A 25,117-nucleotide genomic window follows, 5' to 3' on the forward strand; every position below is an offset into this window, starting at 1 on the left:
ATTTAGATAATTCCTTGAGAAATCATGGCATCTGCAACCTTTTTAAATCCGGCAATGTTTGCACCGAGGACGAGGTTACCAGGATCGCCATATTCATATGAAGCGTCTAAGCTTGTTTTGTAGATGTTCTTCATGATTTGCTGCAGCTTAGCATCTACCTCATCAAATGTCCAGCTAAGTCTCATGCTGTTTTGTGCCATCTCAAGAGCAGATACTGCTACCCCGCCGGCATTAACGGCTTTTGCAGGTCCAAATAAAACCCCGTTTGTTTGAAATACATGCACAGCTTCAAGAGTAGATGGCATGTTAGCCCCTTCTCCTACTGCGAGGACACCATTGTTTACAAGTGTTTTTGCATGATATTCATCAATTTCATTTTGTGTTGCGCAAGGGAGAGCGATGTTGCAAGGAACCTCCCAAATAGCTGTACAGTCATTGATATACTTTGCTTGTGGGTGTTCTTTCACATATTCGCTGATTCGTTTGTTTTCCACTTCTTTTAAACGTTTAATGGTATCAAGATTAAGGCCAGCTTCATCATAGATATAACCATTTGAATCACTGCATGCAACAACAGTGCCGCCTAGTTGAATCGCTTTTTCCATTGCATAAATGGAAACATTACCTGACCCAGAAACGACAACAGTATTTCCTTGAAAAGTTAATCCCTTGTCTTTGAGCATTTCTTCAACAAAATAGACGGTTCCATACCCTGTTGCTTCTTTCCTTGCAAGACTTCCGCCATAAGAGAAGCCTTTTCCAGTTAGAACACCCGCTTCGTATTGACCGCGCATTTTCTTGTATTGACCGAACATATAGCCAATTTCACGAGCACTCACTCCAATGTCTCCAGCAGGAACATCAGTGTCTGCTCCGATATGTTTGCCCAGTTCGCTCATGAAACTTTGAGTGAAGCGCATAATTTCAGCATCACTCTTTCCTTTTGGATCAAAGTCAGCTCCGCCCTTTCCACCGCCGATAGGCTGACCCGTTAAGGAATTTTTGAAGATCTGCTCGAAACCAAGAAATTTCACAATGCTTGTATTAACTGATGGATGGAAGCGGATTCCGCCTTTGTAAGGTCCAATGGCACTATTAAACTGTACACGAAAACCACGGTTTACTTGGACAGTTCCATGATCATCCACCCAAGGAACTTGGAAACTGATCACTCGTTCAGGTTCAACTATGCGTTCTAAAATCCCGTTCTTACTATAAGAGGGATCCTTTGCAAGCACTGGTACTAACGAGTCAAACACCTCTTTCACGGCTTGATGGAATTCATACTCATTAGGATTTCTTTCCTTAACGGAACTAAATACTCGATCTACATATAGTCTAGCTTCCTCTGTTTTTGAATCTAGTACCTTCTCTAATGTCTCCATTTCAATCTCCCCCAATATCTGATAGTGATTTTGAATGTTCTGATTGTTAGATTTTCTGTTATGTAGTATTTTATTATTGACTGATTGATATGAACAATATGAAGTTTAGATAAAATTAATGCCGAATTGAGATCAATTAATAATGGAGTGGGTAAATTGGAATTAAGACAAATCAAATATTTTATTGAAGTGGCAAAACGAGAACATATGACAGAGGCTGCAGATGCCTTGCATGTCGCACAATCGGCAGTCAGCAGACAAATCTCAAATTTAGAAGAAGAATTGGGAGTCAAGCTATTTATTAGAGAAGGAAGAAGAGTAAAAGTAACCCCAATTGGACGTCTATTTTTAGAGCGGATGAATCAGGCGATGAACGTGATTGACAATGCTAAATTAGAAGTTGAAGAATATTTAGACCCAGAACAAGGAACAATTCGCATTGCTTTTCCGATTAGCATGGCTGCATATACATTGCCAACGGCTGTGGTAGCCTTCAGAAAGCAATATCCGAAGGTGAAATTCAAATTAAAGCAAGCAACATATCTTGAACTAATTAACGGGGTAGTGAATGGAGATTTTAATATGGCTTTGATTGGGCCTGTACCGAGAAATGAACCTAAACTTAAAAGCGAGATCTTATTTACAGAAAAAATTGTCGCTCTAGTTCCTATACACCATCCATTCGCAAACTATAAGAGCTTAATGCTAAGAGAGCTTAAAGAGGAATCCATTATTTTATTACCTGAAGGATATATTTTAAGAGACATAATTGTTAAGGCTTGCGAGAGTCAAGGCTTTACTCCTGAAGTGTCATTTGAAGGTGATGATATTGATGCATTAAAAGGGCTTGCCGCAGCAGGTCTCGGCATAACATTGATTCCAGAAATTACGTTAATGGACCATGTCCCTCCTTCAACGGTAAGAGTTCCTGTAGAAGAACCAATGATTCCACGGACTGTCGGAGTCATTATTCCAGGGGAAAGACCATTATTGCCAGCTGAGGAGCTGTTTTATCAATTTTTAAAGAAGATTTTTACAAGACTCGACCGCTTTCAAAATTAATTATTATTATTGTGGAAAAGGAATTAAAGAGATGGCAATTTTGTAGATAGTGAAGTGGATGCAGCACTAATACTGGGGATTATGACGAGGTTCTCATTCGATTGTAACGATTTAAGAGCATGTCTAATTGCTGGCTGTATTTAATTGTATCTGGATGATTTAAACCATTTTTAAGACCGCTTTTAATCATCTCGCAGCGAAGCTTTTCAATTCGACCTTCTAATTTTATTAGTAATGCATCATTAAACAACGTATGTAACTCCCATCTATATATAATTAATCCAATTTATAGGTGAAAAGTAACCGTTCTCTATCTTAGATCACTTTTGCTTAGATGTTAAGAGCTTCGACAAAGTTTTTGAGTTTTATGAAGGAAGATAGGACTTTTTTGTAAGAATGCTAATGGGGATTTGAAAAATGTACGATAATTTAAATTAAAAAGACCGAGTATGAACAAGTGGATGTAGACGTGTCTATACTCGGTCTTTCCAGGAAATATGATAGTGTAGGTTGATCAATTGCATATATGGCTTTTTGCATCGTTTCAATTAAATCCTTTTGATATTGACTATATCGATAAGAGCTAGGGGCAGTACGCAGGTTGATCGATTCATTTTCATGTTTAAGGTATGTCCAGTTGTGTACTGGAATGGAGAATAGATATTTATTTTGATCAAACTTCATGACGAACATGGAGGTATCCCCAAATTCTTTTAAGGGGTGCTCTAACGTAACTTCTAAACAAGCCGAAAATTCTAGAGTGTTTATACTTTTCACCAAGACCAGTCTCCTTTTCTCAACAGTTAAATTTGATTATGGTTTTAATCTTGATTTTCCAAACAAATTATTTGCTGCATGTCACACGATTTCTTATATTACGCTAATGTATCAAAGGAATATTAAATGAAGTCATAATTACCAGGTAGTTTTTTAATTTTTTATACTAACATAACGAAAAAGGTAAGTATCTAAACATTTTGAAATATAAAGCTCATTAACGATACATACAAGCAATCAGTGAACCTTATACCTTTCAATTAATTCCTTTCAATTAATACAATTTAATTGTTACAAGTCATTTGATACAATAAAGAACAAGAGTTTCATGCAAGTTAAATGAGGTGAGGTATTAATGGAACAATTAAGTCTTTTTGAAGATCCTTCGGAAGAAAATGATCATAAAGAAGCAAAGCCGAAACAATCAGAGAAAGTACCGCGTTCTTCGGCAAAGTTTTTACATGTAGATGAGGATATTATGATGTTATTGAAAGACGGTAAAACGGTTGTGGAAATCTGTAAATGGTTGATTGAGAACCGAGGATTTGAGGCATCAACTTATTCACAAGGCACATATAAAATTTATCCTCCACTTATGCAGCATTTAAAATTCTTGGAAAAAGAAAAGTACATCCGCTTAGTTGAAGTAGATCGCGGGAATGGAGCTTTCGAACCATATAAGGATGAGATTTCCCGATTGGCAGATGCAAAGTATGAGGTAATATAAGGAAGAGCGAGCATATGGGACTTCAATTGCTCGCTTTTTAATGCTTGCATACTCATTGTTTTCGACAATTCATCATGAATATAAAGCTTATATTTATGATAAGATGAGGGGAATAGGGAGGTATGAAGTGGTGAAAAGTTCAGCTAAGATCATCAGTGGGATTAGTATCCTGTTTGCACTTATTTTTGTTTATGAAAGACTCGTTCAAAACAGCAATTTACCCGAACTATTTGGTTCCATGCTATGGTTTGTACCAGTAGTCTTATCAGTGCTTTTCTATATGATTGCAGTAACGATCAATAAAGGCTATAACAAGGCTCTAAAAATGATAGGGATAGCTTATATTATCATGACTGTCATAGGAATAAGCTGGTATTTTGTGATTATTGTTATGATGGTAACCGGTTAATACATAAGTCATATGATTTGATAAAGTAAGACTCCGAAATGGGGGACTTAAATATGGGGACATTAGATGGAAAGATCGCGATAGTAACAGGCGTCAGCCGCTTGAGGGGAATTGGCGCTGCTATTTGTAAGGAACTTGCAGAAGCAGGATGTCAGATTTTTTTTACATATTGGACAGACTATGATGAACAAATGTCCTATCAGATCGAAGTAGATGAACCTTTAATGATAAAAGAAAAGCTTCGGCAATCTGGTGTGGAAGTCCAGTGTATGGAACTGGATTTAAGAGATATTCTTGCCCCCGAGAAGTTATTTAAAGAAGTGGTTGGACAACTGGGTGATCCAGATATATTAATTAATAATGCCGCCTATTCAAGTAATAATGGCTATACAACCTTAACTGCTGAAGAATTAGACAAGCATTACTTTGTTAATGTACGAGCAACGATGCTGCTTTCAAATCACTTTGCTCAAGCATTTAGAAAGGGCAGCGGAGGGAGAATTATCAACCTTACGTCTGGTCAATCTCAAGGACCCATGCCGGGCGAGCTAGCGTATGCAACGACCAAAGGAGCTATTGATGCATTAACGGTCACTCTTGCTCAAGAGGTGGCGCCGCTCGGTATAACGGTAAATGCGGTGAACCCCGGACCGACAAATTCGGGATGGATGACAGAGGAAATCAAGCAAGATTTAGCAGCTAAATTTCCTTTCGGTCGAGTGGGAGAGCCAGAAGATGCAGCAAAGGTTATTAAATTTTTAGTAACTGAAGACGCAGCCTGGATGACTGGACAGGTGATTCATTCAGAAGGCGGATTTATACGTTAGGGAGGGTGACTCATACGAAGTCACCTTTTTATTTTAAAAATTTGCCCTAACTTACTCTAATGTAGCAGGAATATGTAAGAGGATGTCGTGTATGACTCGATCATTTCTCGTGTTATGAAAGGGAACTCGTAATGGTCATGATAAGTTAATTAAGAAGAAGGGCGGGTAAGATGAATACTTTTGAAGGCTATAACACACGAACTATCACATCGCTAATTTTCGGAATGCTAGCAATTATATTTCACCACATTTTATTTGTCTTTATCCTTCCTCTTATCGTTATTAGCATCGTGTTTGGAATTGTAGGATTTGTAGATATAAAGAAAAACGGTCACTATGGGGTCATGTTGGGAATCGTTGGGATTTTATGTAGTTTGGTAGGCTTATGGTTTCTCGTACTAGAGTTTATTGAAATGATAAACTCAGTAAAAGAACTTGAAAAGGTTCAGAGGGTGCTAGAGGGATCTTAAATGCAGCTTCGGGTACTCGGTATCTTAAAAGAAAATGGAACTCACAGGTAAAAAGGGAAATTTCTTCTCTATTTTTCGAAGATATGACATAATAAAAAGATGTAATAATAAATAGAAGTTACGTTAATTATAAATAACTGTTTTCTTAAGAGAGGGCCTAAAGGAGAGATAGAATGCACAAGATGCTAGAGTCCTTTATAGAAGCTATACTTCAGGGCGATCAACATAGGGCATGGGTGATTGTTTTAAAAGCAGAGCAAACATATAAAGATAATATACATATATATGAAGACTTGATCACAGCTGCAATGAGAGAGATCGGACGTAGCTGGGAAAGTAATGATCTTACTGTGGCTGATGAACATTTAGCAACATCTACTATAGATTTTATTATGACTTACTATCACTCTAAGAAATCAAAGAATTATCAATCGTCTCAGCATAAAGCGATGTTTTTATGCCCAGCAGGGGAGCACCATGATATAGGAATAACGATGGTTTCTCACTTGTTTGAAGACTTTGGGTGGTCTACTAAACTTCTTGGTCCAAACGTCCCTTGTGCAGATGCTGTTCAGTTTGCGAAACAGTGGAAGCCAGACGTTATCGGTATTTCCATTACACTCACTTACAATCTAGCACAAATCGAGAATTATATTAAAGAATTAAATCAGTCAGGCTTAAAACCTGTTATGATGATTGGCGGGAGATTGGTAACCACCTATCAATTATCCTCTTTTATCACTGAACAAACGCTTCTATTTGATGATGTAGAAGAATTGAAAAGATGGTTACGTCGTCATTCGAAAGGAGCGTGGCAAGGTGTCACAAGTAAAGCATATCATTCTTCCTTATTTTCAGATCGATCCACAGTATGAAGTATTAGCACAATCCGATGAAGCTATCAATGTATTTGGAGCGTGTGAGAATGTATTATTATTAATCGATGAGGAAAGCAAGAACAAATTTAAGCACCATGTGTCACCAGCTGCAAAGCGTCAAGAACTTGAGATTGTAGTAAGAACAAAGGATCTTCCTTTCGTGTTGTTTGATTGTCATATAAAGTGGGAAGAAGGAGTTGGCCATTTAATTTTCATCAAGAAGCTTGAAAAGATTCAACATCTTGAACAATTAGTTTTTGACCATAAAAAGAGACTATCTACTACAAATTTTGAGCTACTTGATAATAAAGAAAAGGTAGAGGTGACGATTCAAGACATTCATCAGCTCTCAGCACCAATGATAAGGATTACCCACTACGCTGGATTAATTCTGTTTTTTGGCGACATGACTCAAACTTTAATAGAAGCAAATGAATGTAAACTGTTAACAAAGGCTTATGAGAAAGAATTTGAAGTGATGTTAATTGATTTCAGTGGAATAGGTACATTATCTACTGAGGGTGTTACAGCTTTAATTAAGATGATTCAACAATTTGAAGTAATGGGTTTAACAGTTACTATTATTGGGGTGAAACCGGAACACGCGATTTATTTTAATACGAATGGGTATCAGGTAGAGGCCTCTTTTCAAAGTAATCTTCATAATGTCATCCATCGTTATTTACACCAATAAGGGTTTCGTTTATATAAAAATAACCTTACCTCCCAAACGGAAATAAGGTTATTCTTGTATTAGTACGTTTTATCACCATTAAAGATAGAGTTTTTTACAACAACATAATCTACGTGACGAATGGCATCTAATTTAGTTCCGCCAGCGTAAGAAATCGATGATTGAAGATCTTGCTCCATCTCAATTAATGTATCCTTCAATGAACCTTTGTGCTCAACAATCATCTTTTTCCCTTCAACATTTTTCTTCTCGCCTTTTTGGAATTCTGAAGCCGATCCAAAATATTCCTTGTAAAGCTTTCCGTCTTTTTCAATCGTTTCGCCAGGTGATTCTTCATGACCTGCAAATAATGAACCAATCATCACCATAGACGCGCCGAACCTGATAGATTTGGCAATATCACCATGCGTACGAATACCGCCATCCGCAATAACAGGTTTGCTTGCAGCTTTGGCACACCAGCGAAGCGCAGCTAACTGCCAGCCTCCTGTACCAAAACCAGTTTTAATCTTCGTGATACATACTTTACCTGGTCCAATGCCAACCTTTGTAGCATCTGCCCCAGCATGCTCAAGCTCTCTAACAGCTTCTGGAGTCCCAACATTACCAGCAATAACAAAGCAATCAGGCAAATGTTGTTTAATATGTTGAATCATTTCAATGACGGCATTTGAGTGGCCGTGTGCAATATCAATCGTAATATAATCAGGCACTAATTGTTCCTCAGCTAATTGAAGTACAAAATCGTATTCTTCAGCTTTTACTCCAACGCTAATAGAGGAGATTAATTCCCTTGATTTCATATCTCTGATAAAAGATACTCGTTTTTCAGGTTCAAAGCGATGCATGATGTAGAAGTAGCCATTTTTCGCTAAGAACGTTGCAATTGTTTCATCAATAATCGTCTGCATATTCGCAGGTACGACTGGCATTTTAAATGTATGTTTACCTAAAGTGATGGTTGTATCACACTCAGATCGGCTATTTACTACACATTTTGCTGGAATCAGTTGAATATCTTCGTAATCAAACACATTTTCCATAATTACACCCCTAAAAACGAATATTTGAATTATATCTAAAAAGAATCGTTCGTACATTTGGTAATTTACATCATTTTCTGATGAATGTCAAAGCTTTTTTCGAGATGAACAGGTAAAGGAGGAAAGGGGTTACAACAAAAAAAGCGATACAGCATCTCTTCTGTATCGCTTAATCATAGTTAAATTTATTGGTGATCATCTGCATAACTGCCCATTGCTTCACACATAAATTGGGCAAGACCTTCTCCGAATTGATCAATGTTTTTAGTGAACCGATCGTCTAGGATATACATTTGACCTAACCCTTTAAAGGCATCTAAAGAATAGCAGCCTATCTTATTTAATAAGATAAACCACTTTTTAATAACTTCCTGTGCTTCTTTTGAGGCTGGGTCCGTGTGACGAATAGCAGCTAGTTCCCGGTAGAGATTATTCATCTCTTCTTGTCGTTCCTGAGTCATACCTTTAGCAGTCTCATCTACTTTCTTATCACCATAACGTTCTCTTGCTTCCTTTTCATAAGGGTTATGACTGAAGTCGAATCCCTTAAACTTTTCTTCGCTTGTCATATGAATGTCTCCTTTTTTATACTGTATGGTTTTGTCAATCGTTAGAATCATTTGGTTAAGTTTATCTCGCTTTTCCAAGAGCATTTTACGTTGCCACACTAATGCTTTTTGCTGATTAAAACCAGGGTCTTCGAGTACTTCTTTAATCTGTTTTAATGAAAATCCAAGTTCTTTATAGAAGAGAATTTGCTGAAGTGTATCTAAGTTACTTTCTGAATAATACCGGTAGCCTGCTTCTGATATCGTATCTGGTTTTAACAGGCCGATTTCGTCATAATGATGTAGTGTGCGCACACTAATTCCCACGAGCTCTGCAAGTTCCTTCACTTTCACTTCTAACCCTCCCTTCAAACCTTACTATAAGCTATCACGTGACGTGAGAGTCAATATCTGAATGAAAATAATTACACCAGTATTTGGTATAATGGAAGGTAATAAGAATGTGAGAGGGTGAATCAGATGAACCGAGAATACTTAAAAGTTTATAAAGAAGCACATACCATACAGCCTCTTACTAAAGGATTTTCGACGGATGAAAAATATGTTATTGATCAAAACTATTTACTTAGAATCTTCCCTAAAGAGGAATTAGAACGGCGAATGATCGAGTTTGAAACGATCTCTAAGCTGACGTCTTTTTCTAAAAAGATACCAAGGCCAATAGAGTTTGGAGAGTTAATAGATGAGGAGAGGGGGTATATGGTTTTATCCTACATACCAGGTGCTGACGGAGAAGAAAATTTAACGAGGTTAAATGAAAGTGAGCAATACAGGGCAGGAGTAAAAGCAGCAGAAGAATTAAAGAAACTCCATCAATTGAATGCTCCGCTAGAACTTCCGGAATGGCATATTGCTAAAAAGAATAAAAGCGATAACTATTTAAAGGAACTTAAACTCATAAATTTAGATGAACATACGAAAGATCGTTTGACCAATTATATAAGAGAAAATGAACCTTTAATGCAAGGGCGGCCAAATCAGTTTCAGCATGACGACTTTCATCCTTCTAATCTAGTCTTTCATCATGACCAATTTAGAGGGATTATTGATTTTCAGAGGATGGATTGGGGTGATCCTATTCATGACTTGCAAAAGATAGGTTTCTTTACTAAGCAAGTCAGTCCGGCCTTTGCTAAAGGAAATATTGACGGCTACCTTAAAGACAAAAGGGAGGAAGATAGGTTCTGGCCGCTTTATGGTCTGTATAGTGCGATGCATATAGTTTCTGCTTTTGTATGGGGGATGAAAATGGGCCCTAAGCAGTTTGAATTTTTGTCGGGACGAGCTTTTGAAGTGTTAGAGGACCATGACTATTTCCAGAGCAATATTCCAAAGTGGTATAGGTGAAAAAGCAAATGAGGCTGAAACAAAAGTATTATAACTTCTAGGAATATAAATATTACAGATGCGGCCTTTGTACACCGCTCCTAAAATATACTTCGCTTTCCGTGTGGAGCTAGTGAGCTTCCTCGGGCTTTCGCCCTGTGGGATCTCACATTTGCTCTAGTCCACACAGGAGTCTACGTATATTTCATCCGCCAAATTAGCGCTTCATTCGTATCCTGAGTTAAACACTTTAATTATGTCCCTGACTTTACTAATTTAATTTCAAACCAAACACCTCGCCACCACGGCTTGCGACAACGACATAATTGTTATAAACAGCAGGGGATGCTTCCACATTTGCCCCAAGATTCATTACATCTAGCACTTCTCCTGAACGTGCACTGATCAAATGCATATTGCCGGCTGAATCTGCTTGAAGGATATACACATCTCCGTTTTCTGTATAAACATCAACTGGAGAGGACCATGCATAATTGGTCATCAGATTACGCCACTCCTCTTCGCCTGTTTCTTTATTTACAGCGACCATTAATCCACCATTTATGGTGTCGTAACGTGCTATCGTGAAAATAACGAGATGATCTATTTCCTCCTTGCCGACTATAGGAGTGGCTAGCATCCCACCGTTCACATCTGGGATGGAGTAAGCTGGATAGCTAAGGCTCCATATAACCTCACCAGTAATGCCGTCTATTTTGCGGAGCAGACAATCACCGAATGGTCCTTGGTGGTCTACCTCTGTTCCTGTATAGATGAAAGGGTGGTTTTCTTCTTCATCTATAACAATCGTCGCATCTGTGTCATCGGTTGCTTCTAGCGCAAATATCGGAGTAGAATCTTCTAAATTGATTGCTATTACACTGCCGCCATTATCTGCAAAATATGCAATGTTTCGATAAACAGCGATCGAATTTTCAATTCCTTGATGTGAGTTATTTGCCACTTTATATCGCGCTTTTTTAATCTCAGGCTTTACAGAAATAGATTTCTGTTCAAGGTCGAACGTGGTATTAAGATTTGCATGATAAAATAGGCCGTTTTCTCCGCCAAGCACTAGTTGATCAAGCTTACGGTTAATGAGTGCTGCCCCGTCAAATGCCCCCCATCCTCGATAAGCCCAAGGATCAACTCCAGGAATAAAATATAGTTCACTTCCATCAATTAGACTAAATATACGATAGCCTATCGGACTCTCAGGAATTCCTTGCCCCACATACAATAGGGGGTAGCCGCGAGGATCAATGGAAACAGTGCCTTTAATTGGGCCGCCTACTTTAATTGGAGGTCTTGTTTGAATGCCCGTTTCTAGCTCAGCAAAATAGACAGATCCATCAAGCGATCCGTAAATGACCTCTGTAAATCCTTTTTGTTGTTTAAAAGACTCATCAACATTCATAATGGCACGTACCTCATCATCCCATGAGATGATACTAGGCTGTCCCGTCCAGCCGGCCCCTCCGCCCCATTTATGATGTGACCCGGTGCGGAAATTCCATGCTTTTTCAATGTGAGAAACATTTGTAGAGATACGTCCGTAGGCGGGTGCCGTGCGACTATGGTTTCCTCTAAATGTAAGAACACCAGGGATATCGGTATACTCCTCAGGAAACAAGGCAGAATCAAATGTACTTTCTGCTTTAGATTCGTATGTAAGAGTTGGTATTTCTTGTTTTTCTATATGTACCGCTTGATAAGCTGGTATAGGGGCTTGAAAGCTCTTTTGCTCTACCTTCATATAGATGTGATCCGCAGCGTATAATTTTTCATCAGCTGAGACTCGGTCCCCCGTCATTGTTTTCATTGTACAGCCGCTTGAGAATAACAAAGTTATCATCATTAAGATTACCAGGTGCCATTTCAATTTTTTCACTTCCCTTAACAGGTGCACTTTTTCAATATATTGTAAGGGGTTTCCGGTGAAAAAGGTGACGGAAATTGTAAGTGAATGATAAAGAAGTTTCGGGGGGAAGTGACATAGGACGGTACTTATAATAAGAAGCTTCACGTATAAGAGGTACAGTGAAATGAGGAGAATGCTTCGAAATTTAATTATTAATATTAAAATTATTCCTCAAAAAAATAAATTTCCCTACAACTATTGAAAATTCATAACATTTCAGCTATATTGAAAGCACTTACATATAAGGTCATCAGATGACCTTATGATTATTTTGTGGTATAAAGGGAGGGGCAGGAATGAGTTTAGGAATTTTATCGTTATTTGCATTAATACCAATACTGACGGTTTTTTTGTTTCTTGTTATTTTTAGGTGGCCGGCTAAGCATGCTATGCCAATAGCTTTTGTGGTTACCGTAGTTATGGCGTTATTTGTTTGGGAAGTGCCGGCTGCACAAATTGCAGCAGCCAGTACAAAAGGTGTGGTGACGGCACTTGAGGTGCTATTTATCGTCTTTGGTGCCGTACTCATGCTGAATACACTAAAAGAAAGTGGAGCGATCCAAACGATTCGTCAAGGGTTTATTGATATCTCTCCAGACCGGCGAGTGCAGGCCATTATTATTTGCTGGCTGTTTGGGTCCTTTATTGAAGGCGCTTCCGGCTGGGGGACACCGGCTGCCGTACTAGCACCTTTGCCAGTTGCAATTGGCTTTCCTGCAATGGCAGCCGTCATGGTAGCCTTGATTATTCAATCTACTCCGGTATCTTACGGGGCTGTTGGAACACCAATCTTAATAGGTGTGCAGTCTGGGTTAACCGGGTCTGATAATGTAGTTCAGGCTGCAGCAAGTCTTGGTATGAGCTTTGAAGAGTATATTCGAATGATTGGCGGTCAAGTAGCTATATTTCATGGGATTGTAGGGCTGTTTATTCCATTAATTATGGTCACGATGCTGACGTTATTCTTTGGGCCTAAAAAGTCGCTGAAGGCAGGTATGGAAGTATGGAAATTTGCTCTATTTGCAGGCCTTGCTTTTACCATTCCATATGCACTAGTTGCTAATTTTCTTGGACCTGAATTTCCATCATTATTCGGGGGCTTAATTGGTCTTGCAATTGTTGTACCAGCTGCAAAAAAGGGTTGGTTTATTCCTAAAACTAAATGGGATTTTGAACATTCATCTAAATGGGATCCGGAGTGGACAGGAACATTATCAGCTACAACTTTGTCAAAAACGACTATTAGTCCGTTAAAAGCATGGCTGCCGTATATTTTAATGGGAGTGTTACTCGTCATTACGCGATTAAATGTCCTTCCGTTTGGCGATTGGCTGAAGCTTGCCAAAATTCATATTGAATCTGTATTCGGAACACAGATTGCTATTGAGAGTACGCCGTTTTTCTTGCCAGGTTTTATTATGGTATTGATGTCTCTATTAGGCTATATCTTATACAGCATGAATCAGACAACGTATGGAACGGCAGTGAAAAATTCAACAAAAATGATTATTGGAGCAGCACCGGCCTTGCTGTTTGCTGTGCCAATGGTGCAAGTATTTATTAATTCCGGAGTTAACACAACTGGGTATACGAGTATGCCGCTAGTATTAGCTGAGGGTGTCTCGGCATTAATGGGACAAAATTGGCCGCTTGTTGCACCAGCCATTGGGGCATTAGGAGCATTTGTGGCAGGAAGTAATACGATTAGTAATATGATGTTTGCGATGTTTCAGTTCGGTACAGCTGAAAATGTTGGCATTAATCCGGCAACAATTGTCGCTTTGCAAGCTGTTGGCGGAGCGGCAGGAAATATGATTTGTGTTCATAATGTAGTTGCAGCATCAGCAACAGCAGGTCTTGTCGGGCGAGAAGGAACGCTTATACGAAAAATGTTAATACCTACCTTCTATTATGTCCTCTTTGCAGGCGCTGTTGGGTATATAGCTATAAATGGTATTGGCTTAAATATCGGAACATTCATGGCAGCAGTCGTTGTTATCACGATCGTATCCATCATTATAAAAGAGAATCGTAAGGAAAAGACAACAGAAGATCACAGGCAGCAAAAGTTCGGAGGTTGATTTATATGAAAGTTTCATTATTTATTACCTGTTTGGCCGATGTATTTTATCCAGGAGTGGGGAAAGACACGGTTGAAGTATTAGAGAGATTAGGATGCGAAGTGGATTTTCCAGAAAAGCAGACCTGTTGCGGGCAGCCGGCATTTAACAGCGGCTATCATAAAGACACAAAGAAAGTGGCTAAGCATATGATTGAGACATTTGCTCATTCTGATTATGTAGTGATGCCCTCAGGTTCATGTGCATCGATGATTCATGAATACCATGATTTATTAAAAGATGAGCCAGAATGGCAGGTGCGAGCAGAGGATTTGGCGAAAAAAACCTACGAGTTTACGCAATTTCTTGTTCATGTGCTTAAAGTTGAAAAGGTGAATGCCAGCTTACATGCGAATGCAACCTATCATACATCTTGTCACATGACACGCCTGCTTGGGGAGAAAGAAGCTCCTTTTAAACTCCTTGATCAAGTAGAAGGCTTGAACCTGCAGACCTTGCCTAACCGCGAGGCATGCTGCGGGTTTGGGGGAACATTTGCAGTGAAGATGTCACCTATTTCTGAACAAATGGTCGATGAAAAGGTTCATCATATTGAAGAAACGAAGGCGGAGTTATTAATTGGGGCAGATTGCGGGTGCTTGATGAATATTGGCGGACGGATAGAGCGCAATGGAAAGCCAGTCAAAGTGATGCATATTGCACAAGTATTAAACAGCCAAGAATCTGTGAAGAAAGGGTGAATAGTTCATGGCAGTAAAAATAGGCGACCCCAATTTTAATACACGAGTAGAAAAAGGGTTAAAAAATACATTTATGCGACAAGCTGTTACATCCGCTCAAGAACGGCTGAAAATGGCAAAGTCGAAAGCTGAAGATGAGCTCGGAAATTGGCAGGAGTGGCGCAATTTAGCTGAAGAAATTCGCACGCATACATTAGAAAATATTGATTATTACTTGCATCAACTAAGTGAAAACGTAAGCAATAATGGTGGATATGTTTTCTTTGCGGAAACGGCAGAAGAAGCAAATGCTTATATTAAAGAAGTGGCTCAAAAGAAAAACGCAAAAAAAGTCATAAAATCTAAATCTATGGTGACAGAAGAGATTAGTATGAATGAAGCGCTTGAGAGTGTTGGGTGTGAAGTGATTGAATCTGATCTTGGAGAATATATTCTCCAAATTGATGATCATGACCCCCCGTCTCATATCGTCGCGCCGGCTCTTCATAAAAACAGGGAACAAATCAGAGAAACCTTTCAAGAGAAGAAAGGCTACACCAACACGTCTAAACCGGAAGAGCTGACGTTATTTGCAAGAGAGCAGCTGCGCAAAGAGTTCCTTGAAGCTGACATAGGGGTAACTGGCTGTAATTTTGCGGTCGCAGAATCAGGAAGTATTTCACTTGTCACAAATGAAGGAAACGCAAGGCTTGCCACAACTCTTCCTAAAACGCAGATCACAGTTATGGGGATGGAACGTGTCGTACCTACTTGGGAAGAGCTTGATATTTTAGTCAGTATGCTTTGCAGGAGTGCAGTTGGTCAAAAACTGACAAGTTACATTACAGGGCTTACAGGTGCAAAAGCAGAAGGGGACCTAGATGGACCGGAAGAATTCCATCTTGTTATTGTTGATAATGGACGTTCTAATATCCTAGGAACAGAATTCCAATCAGCTTTAAACTGTATTCGGTGTGCAGCTTGTATTAATGTTTGTCCGGTGTACCGTCATGTTGGCGGTCATTCATATGGCTCAATTTATCCAGGCCCGATTGGTGCAGTATTGACGCCATTATTAGAGGGATATGATGATCATAAAGAGCTGCCATATGCTTCTAGTTTGTGTGCAGCCTGTACGGATGCTTGTCCAGTAAAGATCCCTCTTCATGAACTGCTCGTTAAACATAGAAGAAATATTGCTGAAGAGAAACGTACAACCCTTTCTGAAACGTTGGCTATGAAGGGATTTGGAATGGTTGCAAGCTCGCCATCCCTCTTTAATATGAGTACAAGAACGGCACCGATGATGCTCTCACCATTTACGAAGGATGGAAAAGTCTCAAATGGTCCAGGCCCGTTAAAATCATGGACTGATATTCGTGATTTTCCTGAAAGTAAAAAAGAGAGATTCAGAGATTGGTTTAAAAAACGTGAAGGCCAAAAGGGAGGGACACACCATGATTCAACATCGCGAAACATTTCTCAATAACGTAGCCAAGAAGCTCGGACGTGCGAGAAAGACAACAGGAGTTACCCGCCCGGATTATCGTCATAAGCCTCAGTTAGAGGTGATGAAAGATTTCACTCAAGATGAGCTTGTTTCTGTCCTTAAAACACAATGCCTTGCTATTCATACAGATGTCAAGGAAACGAAGCGAGAAGCTCTTGTAAGTGCTATTGACGAAGTACTTGATGAGTACCAAGCCGAGTCTGTGATCACGTGGGCTGATTCAAGATTTGAGGAATACGGCCTTAAATCTTTTCAGGAAAGAGATACAGTGGACGTATGGGAGGCAGATGAAAACAGCAAATCTGTTGAAATAGCGGAACGTGCTGATGTCGGAATTACCTTTGCTGATTACACCTTAGCTGAATCGGGTACCGTTGTATTGTTAAGCGATAAAGGTAAAGGGCGCTCTGTTAGTTTGCTGCCGACTTACTATATCGCAATTATACCTAAGAGCACTCTTGTTCCTCGTATGACACAAGCAACTAGTGCAATTCATGAAATGGCTAAGAAGAGTGGAAGCCGTATTCCTTCTTGCATCAATTTCATATCAGGACCTAGTAATAGTGCGGATATTGAGATGAATTTAGTCGTCGGTGTACATGGGCCTGTTCGTGCCTGCTATATCATTGTAGACGATATGTAAGGATAAGCCAGCCATGATTTAATGGCTGGCTTATGTTGATGGAAGCGGTCTATGCTATAATAAGAGCAATTGAATTGAACGAGGTGCAAGAAATGGGATTTAAACATGTACAAACAAAAAAGGTATCTGAAGTGATTAGGGAGCAGCTCGAGGAAATGATCCGGACGGGTGAGGTGCAGCCTGGTGAGAAGCTGGATTCTGTTGAAAAGCTGGCTAAAGAATTTAATGTAAGCCGTTCGGCTGTCAGAGAAGCACTTAGTGCTCTAAGAGCTGTTGGGTTAATTACGATTCGTCAAGGGGAAGGAACCTTTGTAAATAAATATGATTTTTCTAATATGATTGCACCAGTAGCGGAAAGAAGAATTATTTCTAAACCCGAAATGCTGGAATTGTTTCAAGTGAGAAAAATAATTGAAGTTGGTGCGGCAAGCTTAGCAGCTGAGAATCGAAAAGATAAAGATGTTGAAGCAATGAGAGAGGCTTTAAAAGAGATGGAAGCCGCTTCAGGAGATGAAGATCTGGGGGAGAAGGCCGATGTGAAATTCCATCTAGCTTTAGCTAACGCCACTAGAAACAATATTTTGAAAGATATGATGCAGCAGCTTTCAGATACTTTAGGGAGGACCATGTTTGAGAGCAGAAGAATTGCATTATTTTCGGATCAGCAAACATTTGACCGCCTTCAAGTGGAGCATGAGAAGATTTTAGAGGCGATAGAAAAGAAAGATTCAAATGGAGCTAACCAAGCGATGCTTGAACATTTAATAAATGTAGAGAATACATTAACAGCCTATCATGATAAATAAGAAAGCATGCAGCACTCATCCTTAGATGAGTGCTGCTTTTCTAGTTTAATGATGGGTTTTTAAAGTAATATAAGAAGTAAGGTCATCAAAATGGGAGGCTGAACGATGTTATCAAAATCTCAAAAATCCCTTGTTAAAATGAAATGGGAAAATGTTCTGTTTGCGCATTGGGCATATGATCCACATATTATACAAGCAAAGCTGCCTAAGGGGATAAAAGTTGATACTTATAAAGGGAAAGCTTATGTTGGAGTGGTTTCTTTTCTGATGAATAAAATTCACCCTAAGATCCTCCCTGAAAAAGTTAGTTTCTCCCTGCCGGAAATTAATGTCCGTACTTATGTAGAGGTAGATGGAAAAAAGGGAGTTCTTTTTTTAAGCTTAGATACAGGTAGTAAAATAAGTGTTCTTGGTGCAAATGCTTTCTTAGATATGCCCTATTTTCACTCGGATATTACAATGAAAAGAGAAGGCGATCTTACTTATTTTGAAAGTATAAGAAAGGCAAATCAAGCGGTATTTAAAGGAGCGTATTCCTCCAAAAGCGACGTTTTCGCTGCGCGTGAAGAATCTCTAGAATATTGGCTGACTGAGCGTTATCGACTATATTCAACAGCCAAAAATGGAGACATTCAATACGGTGATATTAAACATGAACAATGGCCCCTGCAGCAAGCAGGAGTCAACATTAAAGAGAATTCCTTAATCTTGGCCGCCGGGCTGCCTTCTCAAAAAGGAGAACCTCATTTGCTCTATAGTCCAGGCGTGACAGTTGATATAGGAATGATTCAAAAATATTAAAAGAATCGCAGGTACTAAATCTGCGGTTCTTTTTATTCTTAAAGAAAAATTACTTATCACCTGCCACGCTCGAATATCAGTTATAATATGGAAAGTGAACAAATAAGCAGGTGATTGTCTTTGAAAATAAAATTAACTATATTTCTTAGTATTCTTGTAATTTATAATGGTATCAGGTATTTGGTTTATATTATTAATGGCTCAACTCATACATACGATTATGTGATGTTTAGCATTAATGTTCTAGCATTGGCTTTTGTGATTTATTCAATATTAAATGATAGAAAGAAGAGAAAAAACCGCTGAGGTGATTCAAAGTGGATAAATTTGCAGGGGCTGCTTTATTTATTATGTTCCCGCTCCTTCTTTTCTTGGCAATCATCCTAACTTTAAGATGGCTTGTCGGAGAAAAATGGAATGAAAAAGAAAGAGAACAAAAACGATTAAGAGAACAGTTGGATCGAATAGAGAAGAAGATTGATCAACTTTTAAAATAAAGAGAAATTTTGAAGAGAGGGCATTCAAGTAGGGGGAGTGGGATGACAAAGAATAAAGGGATCCATTATAGCTGGATTGTACTGCTTGTTACATTTATTGCCCTGTTATTTGTTCAAGGAATACGACTATCGTTTGGCGCCTTTATTGAGCCTTGGGAAGAGAGTTTTGAAGCCAGCCGTGCCCAAATTACGTCCGTCTCCCTTGTAAGCTATCTCGTGTTTGCAGTCTTGCAGCCATTTGTCGGGAGGATTATGGACCGTGTTGGAGTAAAGAGGGTTGTTATTTGGAGTATAGTCGTGGTTGGAGCAGCAATGATCCTAACAGCTTTTGCGACAAAACCTTGGCAGATTGTTCTGTTGTACGGAGTCATGGCCTCTATCGGATTTGGAGGAATGTCTAATGTAGTTGGGACGCTTGTTGTTGCAAAATGGTTTACGGTGAAAAAAGGGTTTGCGATGGGAATCATGTCAGCAGGTACGGCAACAGGACAGTTTAGTGTCGTTCCTTTGTCTATTCTTATGATCGAAGCGATAGGCTGGAAGTTGACGGTTATGATTTTAGGAATGATTGTTCTCATTGTTCTCCTTCCAATCATCTTACTCTTATTTAAAGCTTCACCTAAAGAGAAGGGAATCGAACCATATGGTGGAGCACTTCCTGAGACTGTCCCTGTATCTCCTGGGGGAAACAGTTTAACATCAAAACCAAAAGGTTCGTTCTTTTTACAGAGGCCATTTCTATTTTTATTTTTCTCTTTTTTTATTTGCGGCTTTACAACAGTGGGTTTAATAGATACCCATCTTGTGCCGTTTGCGCAGTATTGCGGATTTACAGCTGCCACAGCAGGGGCAGCTGTTAGTACATTGGCTCTCTTCAATTTTTCAGGAACGATTGTCTCTGGGTATCTTTCTGATAAATGGGACAGCAGGTGGATGCTTGGAGGACTTTATGGGCTGCGAGGGTTAACAATTATTATTTTGATCGTCATCGTTCATGAACAACGTTTTTTCACCTTCTTCTTAGGGCAAACGGAACTTCTGTTTATATTTGCTATTTCATTTGGCATCGTTGATTTTGCCACCGTAGCTCCTACGATGAAATTGGCTTCAGAATATGCCGGTAAGACGATTATTGGATTTATGATCGGTCTGTTATTTTTTGGCCATCAAATAGGAGCAGCTCTTGGTTCTTTTATTCCAGGGGTATTATTTGATCAAACAGGGAGCTATGATATCACGTTTGTGACAGCGATCATTCTTTGTCTTGCTGCTTCCATTATGTGTTTTATGCTTCCGCGTCCAAAACAAGTGTAGGAGGTTGGAATAGATGAATAAAAACATCAAAATAGGACTACTGCTTATAACGTTCACGTTCTTTGTTGGAATCCTTCTAGCAGGATCACTTTCTTACTTTAATAGTAAAGAAATTCAGGCAGCTACGGAACAATGCTTCACACACGGCGGCACGCCCTTAGTTGAAATTGATACATTTGTGCTTGGTTATTCATTTTCATGTGAGAAATAAATTGAAAGAGACGCCTTGTCAGGTGCGTCTCTTTTTGTCTTTTATTCTACTTTTATAGTAACTTGATCAACGGCATTATACCCATAGCCTTTCCGGTTCCAAAAAGGGGATTCAGGTTGTGTGCGCTTATTAGAATCAGTTGCACGGCTCATAATGGTATGCTCTTTCTTAGCTGTAAAGGGATAAGTGAGAGACCATTGAGACAGGCTGAACTCCTGACCGTTATCTACAGAAGCAGGCATCCAGCTCTCTCCTCCGTCCACACTGACCTCCACTTTCTTAATTACCCCATCCCCTGTCCAGGCGATTCCTTTTATCGTATGCTTCCCCGTATCAACTATGTCTCTGTCTAAAGGATATTGAATCGTTGAATTAACATTGATGGTTGTGACCGGAAAAGCGTCTTCATTATTGTCTTGATTTGGATAATACATATAATCGATTGTCTGAAAAGGTCCTGCAAATGATGCTGATATGACCGTTATTTGTTTTACCCATTTTACAGAAGCCATTGCATACCAGCCAGGTACAATTAAGCGGATAGGATAGCCGTGTTTAAAAGGAAGAGGCTGATCATTGTATGAATAAGCGATTAATGTATCAGGGTGCAGCGCCTTCTTTAATGGCAAGCTTCGCATGTATGCATACACATTATCTAAATCTGAACGATATCCATCATCATAACCCTCTATGACTACTTCATGTGAATCTGAATCTATGTTTGCTTTTTCTAATAAAGTTTTAAGGGGAACACCTTTAAAGCGACCAACACTCATCGCTCCTTTTTCCCACTGTTCTCCAAATACTTTCGGCCTGAATAAGCTTCTCTTATTTCCTGCACATTCCATAACGACTTCCACTGTTTTTGAGGGGTGGGCGAGCAGCTCTTCAATAGAGAAAGCAATAGGGTTTTTTACAGAGCCATTTACGGAAAGCCAGAAGTTAGCATAGTTAAAGGGCGGGTAAGAAAAATGGTTACGTTTATAAAAAAGGGAGGCTGGTGTCTGTTTATTGAAAAGAAAATGTATGGGTGATTCTTGATTTTCAGGGTACAGCTTTTTCGTTGTTAGTGATGGTTTGGCGATGGGGTCGTTCTCATTTGTCATATATTCATCCCCTCCTCATAAGTGCTATGTACATCATATGGATGAAGGTCATTAAATATTCATTTATCCTGAATATGAAAGTAGGTCATTTTACTAAAAGGAGCTTACACAAGTTGATTATTCATGCCTGTGGATGCATATTCATTCAGTACGAAAGTACCCTTTTTCTGAAATTAAGAAGCATACATTTCGAATTTCGGAAGGTTCTGCTATATTTGAAACCATAAATCTATAATTGTTTGGGAGAGGAAGGGCGATTCTATGAAACTAAGAAAGATAATGATCAGCTGGCTGGCAATTGTTATGGTGCTGTCAGTTGCTTATCCTGCTTCATTACCAGCTGCAGAACAGAGCACGGTAGAGGTTGATCATGTAATTGAATTAGATGTAAGTCAATCACTTTTTTCACTAACAGAAACGCGTACAACAGAAGTCCGGGCGACATTTAATGAAGAGGTAGATCCTGAGCAAATTGACGTACAGTTTGGCGGGAAGGATTTATCAGAGTGGCGTAAATGGACAGGTTCGTCGAATTATGATGGTGATCCATTTATTAATGTAATAGAAGGACCTGCTGTAGAAGAAGGTACAAATGAAGTGACGGCAACGATTGAATTTGGACTGCCTTTTAATCGTACAGATCTTTCTAACCGGACGATTCGAGTCCAATATCAAGATTTAATTGGAGAGTATGAACTATCACTAGTGAATCATGCAACAGGCGAGAAGGCTGCTACCACTGTCCAGCTGAATGTATATGATGAATTCTTATTTTATGATGAATTAAAGCCTGCAATTGATCAAGTGTTTGAGGAAGCAAAGGCTGATACAGATAATACCCGCTATTTGGATTACCAAAAGGTAGGGGAGTCGGCTGAAGGTCGCGATATTCATTTTGTTGTGTTAGCAAGAGATGAAGCTGCAGTTGATACATACTTAAATGAAACGCTGCCACAAGCATTAGAAGATCCTGCGAGCTTAATAGAAAAGCTTGAAAATGGAACAATGGGAGACTATCAGCTTCCGATTTGGTTTAATAATATTCACCCTGATGAAGTAGAAGGGGTCGATGCACAAGTTGAACTATTGAAGAAGTTTGCACTAGAAGAGGAAGTTACGTTTACAAATACAGATGAGGATGGAAACGAAGTACCTGTTTCATTAAATATGGACGAGGTTCTTAATGATGTAATCTTCTTATATATGTTCACAAGCAACCCAGACGGCCGTGTGGCTAACACGCGTGCAAACGCTGAAGGGTTTGACTTGAACAGAGATAATGCGTATCAAACACAAGTAGAGACCCAGCAGGTAAATGAATTGATCTCAACTTGGACGCCGCTGTCCTTTGTTGATATGCATGGCTATGTAAATGGCTTTTTAATTGAGCCAGGTACACCGCCGCATAACCCTAACTTTGAATATGATTTATTAATTCATAATATGATGGACCAAGCACATGCAATGGGGCGTGCGGGTGTTGGGAATTCAAATTTAACAGATTACTTCATTGCCCAGCTTGAATGGGAAGACGGCTGGGACGATATGACCCCTGCCTACACTGCGATCTATGCTATGCTTCATGGCTCGCTTGGCCACACAATTGAAGTGCCGACATTAAGCCAGGATTCATTGCATGCTATGGTAGGTGTTGGACTTGGTTCCACATACTTTGTGACAGAGAATAAGGACGAGCTTTTTAAACAGCAGCTTGAAATCTTTAAACGAGGAGTTAACGGTGAAGATAATCGAGCTGTGGATGAGTATTTTGTTAATGCAGACGGTGAAGAAATAGGACGCGTCCGCCATGGGCATGACAGCTTCTTCCCAGATTATTATGTAATTCCGACAGATAAGGAGCACCAGAAAAACGTATTAGAAGCACATAAAATGGCTGAATACTTGCTTCGTAATGGTGTGAAAGTAGAAGAAACAACACGCCCTGTAGATCTACAAGGGGAAACATATCCTAAAGGAACATTTGTTATCCCAATGAACCAAGCTAAAAGAGGACTCGCTAATGCAGTGCTCTATCAAGGAGATAATGTTTCAGACTGGAATGCGATGTATGATCCGGTAGTAGTGAACTTCCCTGCCCTTCGTGGTTTCGATCAGCTGGAGATTAGAGAAGCAGGAGCTTTCAAAGGATTAACTCAAGAAATGGCTGAAGTTAACTTGCCAACTGGTGAATTGAGGGGCAATGCACCTAAGCAAGTGGTTAGATCAACTTCAAATGATACGGTAAAACTTATTAATGCCCTCCTAAATGACGGTAAAAAGGTTGAAGTGGCAGTTGAGAGTAAAGGAAATATCTCTCGCGGTGATTACATTATTTCTACTCAGGATCTACGAAGCTATGAATCTACCTTCTATTTTGAAGCTCACCCAGCTGGTAACGGTAAGGGAGTGGAGACAGAGCAGGTTGTTCAGCCAAAAGTTGCAGCTACAGGTTCAAGCCAGTTGAATTTCTCTATAAGACAATTAGGGTTTACACTAGTTAAACCTGAAAATGCAGATGTCATTGTTAGTGATGCTCGTAATTTTAATGCTCAACAGGCTGAAGGAAAAGCCTTCATCGGGATTGGTGGCAGTGCATTAAGGTCTGTATATGATAGTGGAGTGTTAGAAGGATTCAAATACGTGCAAACAAGAGGTACTCATGAAGGGCTTGTCAAAGCAAACGTGAATCCGCATAAGTTGACTGCAGGATATAATGCCAATGAACTTCTTTATGTAACGACAGGGTCATATATAACCGAAGTTCCTGAAAGTGCAGAAGTGCTGCTAACTTTTAGTGACGCTGAAGATTTCTATGTGTCAGGTTGGTGGCCTGGACATGCGGGAGCAAAAGGACAAACAATGGCCTTTACCTCAGAGGTCAATGGAACCGCTTATACATTATTTGCAAATGACCTGGCGTTCAGAGCACATACTGAACACAGTTACCGACTGTTAGCGAATAGTATTTTTGATGCATCATCTAATTAACATCAAAAACTCACTGGAATGAACATCTCCAGTGAGTTTTTTTGCAAAAAAAACAAGCAGGGAATCATCTCTACTTGTCATTTATTTATATTCTTCTACGTACCAATGATGGCTTGGTTCTGTGTTGGAATTAAGTTTCTGGGCAAAAAGCTCTGCTTCTGTGACATCTTTGAAAATCTTTTCTTTGGTGCTGCTAGAATCTTTTAAAGCTTCTAACTTATTTTCTGTACCTATACCTGTACCTCTTACTAGCTTGAACAAGTGATCAACTCCTCTCACTAATTCAGCTGTTTTTATAAGCTGTACAATGATTGTCGCATACATTCCAACAAGATGATACATTTATTGCTAAA

26 protein-coding genes are annotated in these 25,117 nt (G+C 39.4%); 18 read left to right on the forward strand and 8 right to left on the reverse strand.

Annotated features, from left to right (window positions below; translation table 11 throughout):
• Nucleotides 1-2 precede the first annotated feature (2 nt).
• Nucleotides 3-1,385: an NADP-specific glutamate dehydrogenase gene (gene gdhA / locus PQ478_RS04845; protein WP_289236004.1), complete on the reverse strand. Its 1,383-nt coding sequence runs from the start codon at nt 1,383-1,385 to the stop codon at nt 3-5.
• Between the two features lie 156 nt (nt 1,386-1,541).
• On the opposite strand from gdhA, the gene gltC reads away from it, so the two are divergent.
• Entirely contained in the window at nt 1,542-2,447 is a 906-nt protein-coding gene (gene gltC / locus PQ478_RS04850) for a glutamate biosynthesis transcriptional regulator GltC (protein ID WP_012957899.1), read from the forward strand.
• 79 nt (nt 2,448-2,526) lie between these two features.
• Here the strand turns inward: gltC and PQ478_RS04855 are convergent, their stop codons facing one another.
• The gene (locus PQ478_RS04855; protein WP_022626646.1) at nt 2,527-2,697 is read right to left on the reverse strand and encodes an aspartyl-phosphate phosphatase Spo0E family protein; all 171 of its coding nucleotides are present in this window, start codon (nt 2,695-2,697) and stop codon (nt 2,527-2,529) included.
• A gap of 179 nt (nt 2,698-2,876) precedes the next feature.
• A complete protein-coding gene (locus tag PQ478_RS04860; RefSeq protein ID WP_289236005.1) occupies nt 2,877-3,224 on the reverse strand; it encodes a hypothetical protein in 348 nt (115 codons plus the stop codon).
• A 355-nt stretch (nt 3,225-3,579) separates the two neighbouring features.
• On the opposite strand from PQ478_RS04860, the gene PQ478_RS04865 reads away from it, so the two are divergent.
• From PQ478_RS04865 to PQ478_RS04890, 6 genes are all read left to right on the forward strand, one after another.
• Nucleotides 3,580-3,951, forward strand: a complete 372-nt coding sequence (locus PQ478_RS04865; RefSeq protein ID WP_289236006.1) for a DUF3895 domain-containing protein — start codon at nt 3,580-3,582, stop codon at nt 3,949-3,951.
• A gap of 130 nt (nt 3,952-4,081) precedes the next feature.
• Nucleotides 4,082-4,360 carry a hypothetical protein gene (locus PQ478_RS04870; protein ID WP_012957903.1) on the forward strand — a complete coding sequence of 93 codons (279 nt, stop codon included), beginning with the start codon at nt 4,082-4,084 and terminating at the stop codon, nt 4,358-4,360.
• Between the two features lie 53 nt (nt 4,361-4,413).
• Entirely contained in the window at nt 4,414-5,187 is a 774-nt protein-coding gene (locus tag PQ478_RS04875) for an SDR family oxidoreductase (protein ID WP_289236007.1), read from the forward strand.
• Between the two features lie 170 nt (nt 5,188-5,357).
• A complete protein-coding gene (locus PQ478_RS04880) occupies nt 5,358-5,657 on the forward strand; it encodes a hypothetical protein (protein ID WP_289236008.1) in 300 nt (99 codons plus the stop codon).
• Nucleotides 5,658-5,830: 173 nt separating this feature from the next.
• Nucleotides 5,831-6,532, forward strand: coding sequence for a cobalamin B12-binding domain-containing protein (locus PQ478_RS04885; RefSeq protein ID WP_289236009.1), 702 nt, complete (start codon nt 5,831-5,833; stop codon nt 6,530-6,532).
• Complete coding sequence (locus PQ478_RS04890) at nt 6,477-7,229, forward strand: STAS domain-containing protein (RefSeq protein WP_289236010.1); 753 nt, start codon at nt 6,477-6,479, stop codon at nt 7,227-7,229. Before PQ478_RS04885 ends, PQ478_RS04890 begins: the two co-directional genes overlap by 56 nt.
• 59 nt (nt 7,230-7,288) lie before the next feature.
• On the opposite strand, the gene guaC is transcribed toward PQ478_RS04890, so the two are convergent.
• Nucleotides 7,289-8,272, reverse strand: coding sequence for a GMP reductase (gene guaC / locus PQ478_RS04895; RefSeq protein ID WP_289236011.1), 984 nt, complete (start codon nt 8,270-8,272; stop codon nt 7,289-7,291).
• A gap of 185 nt (nt 8,273-8,457) precedes the next feature.
• Nucleotides 8,458-9,174: a MerR family transcriptional regulator gene (locus tag PQ478_RS04900; protein WP_289236012.1), complete on the reverse strand. Its 717-nt coding sequence runs from the start codon at nt 9,172-9,174 to the stop codon at nt 8,458-8,460.
• A 126-nt stretch (nt 9,175-9,300) separates the two neighbouring features.
• Between PQ478_RS04900 and PQ478_RS04905 the strand changes: the two genes are divergently transcribed.
• Nucleotides 9,301-10,188 carry an aminoglycoside phosphotransferase family protein gene (locus PQ478_RS04905; protein WP_289236013.1) on the forward strand — a complete coding sequence of 296 codons (888 nt, stop codon included), beginning with the start codon at nt 9,301-9,303 and terminating at the stop codon, nt 10,186-10,188.
• Nucleotides 10,189-10,438: 250 nt separating this feature from the next.
• On the opposite strand, the gene PQ478_RS04910 is transcribed toward PQ478_RS04905, so the two are convergent.
• On the reverse strand, nt 10,439-12,049 hold the full coding sequence (locus PQ478_RS04910) for an outer membrane protein assembly factor BamB family protein (RefSeq protein ID WP_289236014.1): 1,611 nt from the start codon (nt 12,047-12,049) through the stop codon (nt 10,439-10,441).
• Nucleotides 12,050-12,384: 335 nt separating this feature from the next.
• On the opposite strand from PQ478_RS04910, the gene PQ478_RS04915 reads away from it, so the two are divergent.
• The 9 genes from PQ478_RS04915 to PQ478_RS04955 all read left to right on the forward strand — a co-directional run bounded on the left by PQ478_RS04915 (nt 12,385) and on the right by PQ478_RS04955 (nt 20,670).
• Nucleotides 12,385-14,169, forward strand: coding sequence for an L-lactate permease (locus PQ478_RS04915; protein WP_289236015.1), 1,785 nt, complete (start codon nt 12,385-12,387; stop codon nt 14,167-14,169).
• 5 nt (nt 14,170-14,174) lie between these two features.
• Nucleotides 14,175-14,909 (forward strand): (Fe-S)-binding protein, encoded by a 735-nt coding sequence (locus tag PQ478_RS04920; protein ID WP_289236016.1) that lies wholly within the window; start codon nt 14,175-14,177, stop codon nt 14,907-14,909.
• 7 nt (nt 14,910-14,916) lie between these two features.
• Nucleotides 14,917-16,377, forward strand: a complete 1,461-nt coding sequence (locus PQ478_RS04925) for a LutB/LldF family L-lactate oxidation iron-sulfur protein (protein ID WP_075684307.1) — start codon at nt 14,917-14,919, stop codon at nt 16,375-16,377.
• On the forward strand, nt 16,346-17,041 hold the full coding sequence (locus PQ478_RS04930; protein WP_289236017.1) for a LutC/YkgG family protein: 696 nt from the start codon (nt 16,346-16,348) through the stop codon (nt 17,039-17,041). The genes PQ478_RS04925 and PQ478_RS04930 overlap by 32 nt, the downstream gene beginning before the upstream one ends.
• 92 nt (nt 17,042-17,133) lie before the next feature.
• Complete coding sequence (locus tag PQ478_RS04935; RefSeq protein ID WP_289236018.1) at nt 17,134-17,847, forward strand: FadR/GntR family transcriptional regulator; 714 nt, start codon at nt 17,134-17,136, stop codon at nt 17,845-17,847.
• Between the two features lie 105 nt (nt 17,848-17,952).
• Nucleotides 17,953-18,648, forward strand: a complete 696-nt coding sequence (locus tag PQ478_RS04940; RefSeq protein WP_289236019.1) for a YqjF family protein — start codon at nt 17,953-17,955, stop codon at nt 18,646-18,648.
• Nucleotides 18,649-18,965: 317 nt separating this feature from the next.
• Nucleotides 18,966-19,145 carry a hypothetical protein gene (locus PQ478_RS04945; RefSeq protein WP_289236020.1) on the forward strand — a complete coding sequence of 60 codons (180 nt, stop codon included), beginning with the start codon at nt 18,966-18,968 and terminating at the stop codon, nt 19,143-19,145.
• 42 nt (nt 19,146-19,187) lie between these two features.
• Complete coding sequence (locus PQ478_RS04950) at nt 19,188-20,459, forward strand: MFS transporter (RefSeq protein ID WP_289236021.1); 1,272 nt, start codon at nt 19,188-19,190, stop codon at nt 20,457-20,459.
• Nucleotides 20,460-20,472: 13 nt separating this feature from the next.
• Nucleotides 20,473-20,670 (forward strand): hypothetical protein, encoded by a 198-nt coding sequence (locus PQ478_RS04955; RefSeq protein WP_289236022.1) that lies wholly within the window; start codon nt 20,473-20,475, stop codon nt 20,668-20,670.
• 41 nt (nt 20,671-20,711) lie between these two features.
• On the opposite strand, the gene PQ478_RS04960 is transcribed toward PQ478_RS04955, so the two are convergent.
• Entirely contained in the window at nt 20,712-21,776 is a 1,065-nt protein-coding gene (locus PQ478_RS04960) for a sulfite oxidase (RefSeq protein ID WP_289236023.1), read from the reverse strand.
• Between the two features lie 261 nt (nt 21,777-22,037).
• On the opposite strand from PQ478_RS04960, the gene PQ478_RS04965 reads away from it, so the two are divergent.
• The gene (locus tag PQ478_RS04965) at nt 22,038-24,764 is read left to right on the forward strand and encodes a M14 family metallopeptidase (protein WP_289236024.1); all 2,727 of its coding nucleotides are present in this window, start codon (nt 22,038-22,040) and stop codon (nt 24,762-24,764) included.
• An 81-nt stretch (nt 24,765-24,845) separates the two neighbouring features.
• Here the strand turns inward: PQ478_RS04965 and PQ478_RS04970 are convergent, their stop codons facing one another.
• Nucleotides 24,846-25,025, reverse strand: a complete 180-nt coding sequence (locus tag PQ478_RS04970) for a hypothetical protein (RefSeq protein WP_148229495.1) — start codon at nt 25,023-25,025, stop codon at nt 24,846-24,848.
• Nucleotides 25,026-25,117 lie beyond the last annotated feature (92 nt).

The organism is Alkalihalophilus pseudofirmus (assembly GCF_029094545.1).
GTDB lineage: Bacteria > Bacillota > Bacilli > Bacillales > Bacillaceae_D > Alkalihalophilus > Alkalihalophilus pseudofirmus.